At 44.1% G+C, this 7,983-nt stretch carries 10 protein-coding genes and 1 pseudogene; 10 read left to right on the top strand and 1 reads right to left on the bottom strand.

Features of this window, described 5'->3' with window-relative positions; translation table 11 throughout:
- The first annotated feature begins 272 nt into the window (after nucleotides 1-272).
- The 5 genes and pseudogenes from IH879_15410 to IH879_15390 all read left to right on the top strand — a co-directional run bounded on the left by IH879_15410 (nucleotide 273) and on the right by IH879_15390 (nucleotide 3,558).
- Complete coding sequence (locus IH879_15410) at nucleotides 273-1,397, top strand: aminotransferase class I/II-fold pyridoxal phosphate-dependent enzyme (protein ID MCH7676319.1); 1,125 nt, start codon at nucleotides 273-275, stop codon at nucleotides 1,395-1,397.
- 78 nt (nucleotides 1,398-1,475) lie between these two features.
- Nucleotides 1,476-1,655 carry a hypothetical protein gene (locus IH879_15405; GenBank protein ID MCH7676318.1) on the top strand — a complete coding sequence of 60 codons (180 nt, stop codon included), beginning with the start codon at nucleotides 1,476-1,478 and terminating at the stop codon, nucleotides 1,653-1,655.
- A pseudogene (locus IH879_15400) lies at nucleotides 1,627-1,845 on the top strand (ornithine cyclodeaminase family protein). Before IH879_15405 ends, IH879_15400 begins: the two are co-directional and overlap by 29 nt.
- Entirely contained in the window at nucleotides 1,739-1,984 is a 246-nt protein-coding gene (locus tag IH879_15395; GenBank protein ID MCH7676317.1) for a hypothetical protein, read from the top strand. Before IH879_15400 ends, IH879_15395 begins: the two are co-directional and overlap by 107 nt.
- Nucleotides 1,985-2,694: 710 nt before the next feature.
- The gene (locus tag IH879_15390) at nucleotides 2,695-3,558 is read left to right on the top strand and encodes a phospholipase A (protein MCH7676316.1); all 864 of its coding nucleotides are present in this window, start codon (nucleotides 2,695-2,697) and stop codon (nucleotides 3,556-3,558) included.
- Nucleotides 3,559-3,599: 41 nt separating this feature from the next.
- On the opposite strand, the gene IH879_15385 is transcribed toward IH879_15390, so the two are convergent.
- Nucleotides 3,600-4,484 carry a DUF4097 family beta strand repeat protein gene (locus tag IH879_15385; protein ID MCH7676315.1) on the bottom strand — a complete coding sequence of 295 codons (885 nt, stop codon included), beginning with the start codon at nucleotides 4,482-4,484 and terminating at the stop codon, nucleotides 3,600-3,602.
- 279 nt (nucleotides 4,485-4,763) lie between these two features.
- Between IH879_15385 and IH879_15380 the strand changes: the two genes are divergently transcribed.
- The 5 genes from IH879_15380 to IH879_15360 all read left to right on the top strand — a co-directional run.
- A complete protein-coding gene (locus IH879_15380; GenBank protein MCH7676314.1) occupies nucleotides 4,764-5,234 on the top strand; it encodes a nuclear transport factor 2 family protein in 471 nt (156 codons plus the stop codon).
- Nucleotides 5,235-5,313: 79 nt separating this feature from the next.
- The gene (locus IH879_15375) at nucleotides 5,314-5,724 is read left to right on the top strand and encodes a VOC family protein (GenBank protein MCH7676313.1); all 411 of its coding nucleotides are present in this window, start codon (nucleotides 5,314-5,316) and stop codon (nucleotides 5,722-5,724) included.
- Between the two features lie 194 nt (nucleotides 5,725-5,918).
- Nucleotides 5,919-7,103: a trans-2-enoyl-CoA reductase family protein gene (locus tag IH879_15370; protein ID MCH7676312.1), complete on the top strand. Its 1,185-nt coding sequence runs from the start codon at nucleotides 5,919-5,921 to the stop codon at nucleotides 7,101-7,103.
- Nucleotides 7,104-7,255: 152 nt separating this feature from the next.
- Entirely contained in the window at nucleotides 7,256-7,729 is a 474-nt protein-coding gene (locus tag IH879_15365; GenBank protein MCH7676311.1) for a GNAT family N-acetyltransferase, read from the top strand.
- Between the two features lie 5 nt (nucleotides 7,730-7,734).
- A partial coding sequence (locus tag IH879_15360; protein ID MCH7676310.1) for a hypothetical protein occupies nucleotides 7,735-7,983 on the top strand: 249 nt, incomplete at its 3' end.

Below are 7,983 nucleotides of genomic sequence, written 5' to 3'. Positions count from 1 at the left end.
ATAATTCATGAACCACAGAGACACAAAGGCACAGAGGTTTCATTATATTGGAGATATTGAACATATGTTAGCGTAATCAATTTCGATTTCAAAAACTTTGTTTTGAACACGCTCTCTTTATAAATCTTTTATTCTCTGTGTCCCTTCGGCAGGCTCAGGACAGGCTTAGTGTCTCTGTGGTGAAATCTTATGAATAATGCAAGCTAAATGATCTTTGTGTTCCTCGTGGTTTTGAGGTGCAATTTATTTTTTTAAAAAAGACGGAGAAATTCATGACTACATTCCAACCTTTTGAAATGGAACGGATGATGTCCCAATATGAGCAGGGCGTCGAGTACAATCTCTCGGAAAGCGGCGTGCATCCGATTTTGCTGCGCGAGTTGCTGGATGAACAGCCCGGGAGTCTCGACAAATTGCTCGAAACCGACATAAATTATCCCCATGTCAACGGCATCCCTGAGCTGCGGCAAAATATTGCTCGGCTTTATCCGGGCGCAAAACCTGAAAATGTACTCGTAACCGTCGGCGCTATTGAAGCGAACTACATTTCCATTCGCACTTTGCTTTCTCCCGGTGATGAATGTGTTATAATGCTGCCGAACTATATGCAGATTTGGGGCATTGCTAAAAACCATGATTTGAAAATCAAAACTTTTCAATTGCAGGAAAAAGAGGGTTGGGGGATGAATGTTGCTGAGCTTGAAGAAGCAGTGACTTCTGAAACTAAACTCATCGCTGTCTGCAACCCAAACAACCCCACCGGACACACATTGTCTGAAGCTGAAATGGCTGCAATCGTTGCCTGCGCCGGGCGTTCCGGTGCCTGGATTCTGTCTGATGAGGTTTATCGCGGCGCTGATCGGGTTTCCGAAGAAGAGAATGCTTCGTTCTATGGACGTTATGATAAAGTCGTCGCTGTGGGAAGCATGAGCAAAGCTTACGGTTTGCCCGGTCTGCGTCTCGGCTGGACGGTCGCTCCGGAAGAGACAACCAATGAGATTTGGGCACGGCACGAGTACACTACCTTAAGCGCGACCATGCTCTCCAACAAGCTGGCAGCTATTGCCTTGTCACCTGAAGTTCGACCGCGATTAATCCAAAGAGCCCGCGACTACATTCGCCGCGGCTTCCCGATTTTGCAGGAGTGGATGAACAGCCACGAAAATATCTTCAGTCTGACGCCTCCGGATGCTTCTGCCATTGCTTTCATTCGCTATAACCTTGATATCAATTCCACATCATTTGTAAACCGGTTGTGTAAAGAGAAGAGCGTGCTGATCGTTCCCGGTGACCACTTCGGCCTGGATCATTTTGTGCGCATCAGTTTTGGTCTGCCGAAAGAATACCTCGTTCCTGCTCTCGATCGCATTCATGAGTTGGTTGTTGAGTTGACGTAGGTTTTTTACGTCATTCTGAACGGAGCGAAGCGAAGTGAAGAATCTTTTTATGATTTAATTCCTGAGTTTATTAATCTCATGAATCCACAAACAAAAATCATAACCCTCGATCAAATCAAAGAAATCCTGCCTTCCCTCGATTTGCTCCCGGCGATTGAAGAAGGATTTGCAGCCTACTCCGCCGGCAAAGCAGTGGTGCCGCCGGTAGGAGAACTAAAAAACCTGCAATCTGGTTGTCACCACAACGCCAGCCATTGAGCCTTTACTTCATGTCCGCGATTTGCAGACGGGCACCCACATCACAGCCGTGGGATCTGACACGCCTCTAAAACAAGAGCTGGATGCGGCTATTCTCGGTCATGCGGACCTCGTGGTTGTGGACAGCATCTCCCAATGCCTCGAGCGCGGTGAAACTTATCAGGCAATCAAAGCAAAGCACCTCAGAGAAGCTTGTGGAATTGGGACATATTATTTTAGAAAAAGCTCCAAGTCGTACTTCAGACACCCAAATCACCATAGCCGACCTGACCGGAGTTGCGGTGCAGGATATTAAGATTGCAGAGGCGGTTTACACCGCAAGTTTGTAATTCTTCGTTTACAACCGACCCGCTTTTCTTCCTTTGATTTCAAAAACTTCCAATTAGATTGAGAGATTTGTCTATCTAAACGTCTCTTATTTGTTAAATCAAGCAAAACTCAGAAAAACTTTGTTGATTTTGAAAAAGAAATTTCTTAGTTATAAAACATCTCATCCCTCAATTATCACTTCTAAGAAATTTTCTGTCGCATTTTTTTCTACTTCGACTCGCTCGAAGGGATGCCTTAAAAAAGGATTTTAAGTCGTGGAAGATTTCGTTTCAACAGTCAGCTGTAATAGCTGCGTCTTCTCGGTTGGTTAGGTAATTGACTGTTTTATCATAGCCGTATAATTCAAACCCGAAAGCTATTGATAAAGACTTTTTTTAGAATTATGGAGGAGCATTGATGCGATATACCTCATTTATTGTAGTATTTATTTTTCACTAAATCTCTTGTTTGTTGGGTGTAATCGGCACGGAGATGAGGTTTCCGATTGTGGCGAACCTTTCAGCCAGACCACTGCATACCTAACCTACCCATCATTGGGATGCCCCTTGGTTTGCGCTTTAATGCCAATCTTGGTCCGGGTGAAGATGATATCAGATTCTGCATTTTTTCTGAGATAGACATCAGCCGCGCCATATTCTAAAGCACAGATGCAGTCTTATATGGAAATAATAATTCTGGTGGGTCATTTAAAAAATAAGGAATATATGTCATGTCAAAACCAAGGACCTATATTCAATCGGTCTTAATAATAGGTGCATTATTATGTATTTCTTCTGCCTACGCTCAAGTGAGGATTGCTGACGACGATAGTACCCGTTATGTTTTTAGGTTATACAAACCTAACTATTTTGTAATAGAGATATATGATAATGACAAGGATTTGTTTGAATCTTTCCCTGATGCACGATTCCAGGTAAGCTATGCCTTTGGGGTAACTGTTAAGAAGTCTCGATTTTTCTTTGTTACTTATAGTCAAAAATCGTTTTGGTCATTATCCAAAGACTCAAGACCCTTTAGAGAGCATAACTTCAATCCCGGAGCATTTTTCTACTCAGATAACCGCATTACAAAATTTCTGCAGACTCTTACAGGGTCCCAATATTTTAAATATGCTTCCGAAATAGGTGTTGAACACGAGTCGAATGGTATAGATGGCTTTGACTCGAGAGGCTGGACCAGAGTTTATGCCAAGCTTGATTTATATAAGGCGAAAAAGAATAAGACGAATAACAAAAAAAACTACGGGTTTAAGTCGTTTGTAAAAGTGTGGTATCCCTGGTCTAAGTCCGAAGTGAAATTCATAGATTCTAATGGTGATACCTTAAAAAAATCAGCTTTACTAACAGAGAATATTGGTTATTTTGAAGCTTCGTTATTCTTTAAGTATCCATCATTTGAAGCTTGGCTACTCCTGAGAAAAAAAAGTATTGAAGCTCATATCAAACCATTTAAGTTCAGGAGTTTCTTTCCAACACTATTGCTCTTTTGGGGCAAAGGTGAAAGCCTGCAACATGCTACGGAAAATAAAGTGAGATTTAATATTAGATTAGGGTTATCACTTCCTTATAACTAACCTAAGCCAAGTTATCGCACCCGATTTAAGTTCGGTATAATCTAATTCTCCAAAACCGCCCGCCCACTCGCGGTCATTTCGATGAAGCCGCGAATGGGGTGGCCGTTAAAGCTCAGGCGCGAATCCCCCGAAGCGGAAGAGATTTTCAAGTTGTGGGCGAGTTCTTTTCCCAAAGAGACTTTAACATCTCCTGAGGCGGCGCTGAAGTTACTGCGGCCTTCGATAACTACATTGGCTGCATCAACATCGCCGCTGGCGGCGCCGACTTCGAACTCACCTGAGCAGGCCCTGATATCGATATTGCCGGAGGCGGTGCCCAGATCGATTTCACCTTTGACATTTTCTACGCGAATACTGCCGCTGGCCGTGCCAACTTTAACATTACCTGTGAAGCCGCGCAATTCAACATTTCCGGAAGCGGTTCCCAGGTCAATCCTACCTTGCAAATCCATACCCTCAATATCGCCGCTGGCGGTGCTGACATCGAAGTTTCCGCTCATTTTCTTAAGGACAATATCACCTGAAGCGGTTTCGGCTTCAATGTCCGAATTCAAGTCCGCAACCTCAAGATCGCCGGAGGCTGTAGAGAACTCAATATCCGTTTTATCCGGTACCGTCAATTTCCACATCGACCGGCCGCGCCAGCTACCCCGGTGGCCCACAAATCTTTCCCGCAAGATAAGGCGGTCGCCGCGCTGATCCATTTCTGCTTCATAGTCTTCGTCATCATAAGAATAGGTCACAACAACTTTGACTTCGTTCTTGTCGCCTTTTTGCACGATACAGTTGCCACTGACGGTTTTTATTCTAACTTCTTTTACATTTTTAAACGTCCTTTCGATTTTGCCCCCTTGAGCAAGGACCTGGATCGTGAAAAAGCAAAGCATTAAAACGGATAGTTTGAGAAATCTGAAATTAAGATTCATTTTAGGCCTCCTTATTGTTTTTAACAAATTTGGCTTTAGCAGAATGGTTGGCTTGCGATATTTTTCGAGAAAAAGATCGTCTTAAAGGAATTATAGATGCTGATAAAAGATAAGACAATAAAAATCCAAATTGGTTTGCAGGAAATATTAAAGTTTGGGAAAAAAACAACAAATCCAAAATTTTCTTCTTGACATTTGACCTCAAGTGTAATATTAAAAGAATGTCCTTTAGTTCCCAAATAAAAGATGCAATACTGGAGGAAAATTTTTATTTTGAGAATGCTTAAAATTCTACTTTGGTTTTTATTCATATTTTCAGCCTGCAGCGAGGAAGTCAAAGACACTGAACCGGATCGCCTGAAACTCCTCGAAACCGACATTGAGTTTTCCGAAACCTCACGAGTCAGGGGTGCGGCAGAGGCTTTCAAATTGTATCTCGCTGAAGACGCGTTACAGTTGCCACACAATGCAGAACCGATTTTTGGCCGGGATAAAATTTACGAAAATATGTTGGCAGGCCCGAAAGTGACTTTGACCTGGCAGCCACAGCGTGCTGAAGTTTCGGCCTCCGGGGACATGGGTTACACCTGGGGAAATTACCAGGCAAAATGGCAAGATGAAGACGGCCAGGAGCAAACGGGTCAGGGCAAATATCTCAACGTCTGGAAAAAACAGGCTGGAGGAAATTGGAAAGTTATTGTGGACATGGGAAATCACAGTCCGCCGCCTGAAAGTTCAAATCAAAAGTAAAGGATTGTGAAATGACAAAACTAAGCTGTTTTGCAGAAGTCTAAATATTAATTTAAAAAAACACCAGAAAGGAAGGTAAATGGAACGCGTTATCGGATTAGGCGGCATTTTCTTTAAAGCTCAAAACCCCGAAAAACTCCGGGATTGGTACAAAAAACATCTTGGCATGACTCCGGACGAATACGGCTCCGTAGTATTTGAGTGGAATCATCAAAATTCTGAGAAAAAAGGTCACACAGTTTGGAGCCTTTTTCCCAAAGATACGGACTACTTTAAACCCAGCGACGCGCCTTTTATGATCAACTATCGTGTCGCTGATCTGGCCAAGCTGCTCGAACAACTGCGCAAAGAGGGTGTGGAAGTCGATGATAAAGTCGAAGAATATGAATATGGCCGTTTTGGCTGGATCATGGATCCGGAGGGGAACCGTATTGAGCTTTGGGAGCCGCCGGAAAACACGGATTGGAAAGACGTGCTGCCGATGCGATAGTCTCTCAAATCAATCTAAACTAAACTTTTCAAAAGAAAGGAGTTTATAATCGGACGATCTGGCGGCGATGTTAAAAGATCCGGATGGCAATCAGATGCTCTTTGATCAGCATTGACCCTTGAATTTTACGTTAATATTCCGTAAATATGCGACACTAAACTTGTCCAAGCAGATTTTAACATAAGGGATAACTCATGATCATCAAACCCAAAGTTCGAGGATTCATTTGTCTTACTGCACACCCGGCTGGCTGCGAAGCGCACGTAAAAGAGCAAATCGACACCATAAAAAGCAAAGGGTTAATTGAAAAGGGTGCGAAGAATGTTCTGGTTATCGGCTCATCTACCGGCTATGGTCTTGCCTCCAGAATTACCGCGGCGTTTGGCTGCCGGGCCAACACGGTGGGTGTTTTCTTCGAAAAGGAGCCGTCTGAAAAACGCCCGGCAACCGCCGGCTGGTATAACTCCGTTGCTTTTGAGAAACTGGCCAAAGCTGAAGGACTTTATGCAAAAAGTATCAACGGTGACGCGTTTTCGGATGAAATCAAAGCAGCGACCATCGAGATATTGAAGAAAGATGTCGGCCCAGTTGATCTTGTTGTCAACAGTCTGGCCTCGCCGCGGCGCACCCACCCTAAAAGCGGAGAAGTTTTCAAATCCGTTCTCAAACCCATTGGTCAAGATTACGACGGTCAAACTCTCGACACAGACAAATCGTTGGTAAAAGCGGTACACATGGAACCGGCGGCAAAGGAAGAAATTGCCGAAACCGTCGCTGTCATGGGCGGCGAAGACTGGGAGATGTGGATGGACGCCTTAGATAGCGCCGGACTTCTGGCTGAAGGGTGTAAAACTATTTCCTACACTTATATCGGCCCCAAACTCACCTGGCCGATTTATCGAGACGGGACCATCGGTAAAGCCAAAGAAGATTTAGAACGGGCAGGAAAGTCTATAAACGAGCGGCTTCAATCCCGCGATGGCAGCGCTTACGTTTGCGTCATGAAAGCCATCGTTACTCAATCCAGTTCTGCGATACCTGTTGTGCCGTTATACATTTCTCTTTTATTTAAAATAATGAAAGAGGCGGGCACCCATGAAGGCCCCATCGAGCAAACCCAACGCCTTTTTGCGACTCAGATCTATCAAGACAGCGTACCTGAAACCGATGAAACCGGTCGTATTCGGTTGGATGATCTCGAAATGCTCCCGGAAATTCAAGCTGAGGTTGATGAGCAGTGGTCAAAAATTACCACGGAAAACTTGCATGAGTTGACTGATTTTAAAGGGTACCGGGAAGAGTTTCTCAAGTTGTTTGGCTTCGGGCTTCCCGGCGTCAATTATGAGGCTGATGTTGATCAGGTCGTGTTGTTTGAATAAAACGTTTCAAAGCAGGAGCTTTGGAACGAGATGGTGGAAGTAGGAGCAGTTCCGTGATTCAAAAACTCGAATTCCATCCTTTAACTCCTGACCGTTGGTCGGACTTTGAAAAACTTTTTGGCCCGCGAGGTGCATGCGGGGGCTGCTGGTGCATGTGGTACCGCCTGAAACGTTCCGAATTTGAAAAACAGAAAGGCGAAGGTAATAGAAAGGCAATGAAGACTCATGTCGATGGTGGCAATGTTCCGGGAATCATAGCGTACAGTAATGGGAAGCCCGTTGCATGGTGTGCTGTCGCACCGAGAGAAGATTTTTCGGCTTTGGAACGCTCGCGCATTCTAAAACCAATTGATGATAAACCGGTTTGGTCGATCGTTTGTTTTTTTGTGGAAAAGAACCATCGCAGACAAGGTTTAAATATTGCTCTCCTCAAGTCAGCTATCGATTTTGCAAAACAACGTGGAGCTAAAATTTTGGAAGGCTACCCGGTAGAACCAAAGAAAAATCCAATGCCGGATGTTTTTGCTTTTTACGGGCTCGCTTCTGCATTCAAAAAGGCTGGATTTAAAGAATGCCTCAGACGCTCGGAGACCCGGCCAATTATGCGCTTCATTATTACCGAATGATTAACATGAAGAAAACCATTTTACTTTTGCTGATTTTATTCTCCCTGGTGATTTTATTTCTCGGCTTGAATTCAAATGGTGCGTCACTTATAGTAAAGGAAAGGCAGCGAGGCGTCAGCTGGGTTGCCGGTCATGAATCTGTTCTGAAAGAGGATTTTCTACCGCTCGTAAAAAATCATGTCAACTGGATTGTGCAAACGCCTTTTGGATGGCAAAGAGAATTTAATTCGCCGGCAATACGGATGGCCACGGAC

The sequence above is a fragment of the candidate division KSB1 bacterium genome, assembly GCA_022562085.1.
Classification (GTDB): domain Bacteria; phylum Zhuqueibacterota; class Zhuqueibacteria; order Oceanimicrobiales; family Oceanimicrobiaceae; genus Oceanimicrobium.
The sequence above is the reverse complement of the archived record's forward strand: the minus strand, read 5'-3'. Positions and strand labels throughout refer to the sequence as shown.

Excerpts from the sequence above, each read along its gene's own strand:
- IH879_15410 (MCH7676319.1), top strand. The coding sequence starts at position 273 with ATGACTACATTCCAACCTTTTGAAATGGAACGGATGATGTCCCAATAT.
- IH879_15405 (MCH7676318.1), top strand. The coding sequence starts at position 1,476 with ATGAATCCACAAACAAAAATCATAACCCTCGATCAAATCAAAGAAATC.
- IH879_15395 (MCH7676317.1), top strand. The coding sequence starts at position 1,739 with ATGCGGCTATTCTCGGTCATGCGGACCTCGTGGTTGTGGACAGCATCT.
- IH879_15390 (MCH7676316.1), top strand. The coding sequence starts at position 2,695 with ATGTCAAAACCAAGGACCTATATTCAATCGGTCTTAATAATAGGTGCA.
- IH879_15385 (MCH7676315.1), bottom strand. The coding sequence starts at position 4,484 with ATGAATCTTAATTTCAGATTTCTCAAACTATCCGTTTTAATGCTTTGC.
- IH879_15380 (MCH7676314.1), top strand. The coding sequence starts at position 4,764 with ATGCTTAAAATTCTACTTTGGTTTTTATTCATATTTTCAGCCTGCAGC.
- IH879_15375 (MCH7676313.1), top strand. The coding sequence starts at position 5,314 with ATGGAACGCGTTATCGGATTAGGCGGCATTTTCTTTAAAGCTCAAAAC.
- IH879_15370 (MCH7676312.1), top strand. The coding sequence starts at position 5,919 with ATGATCATCAAACCCAAAGTTCGAGGATTCATTTGTCTTACTGCACAC.
- IH879_15365 (MCH7676311.1), top strand. The coding sequence starts at position 7,256 with ATGTGGTACCGCCTGAAACGTTCCGAATTTGAAAAACAGAAAGGCGAA.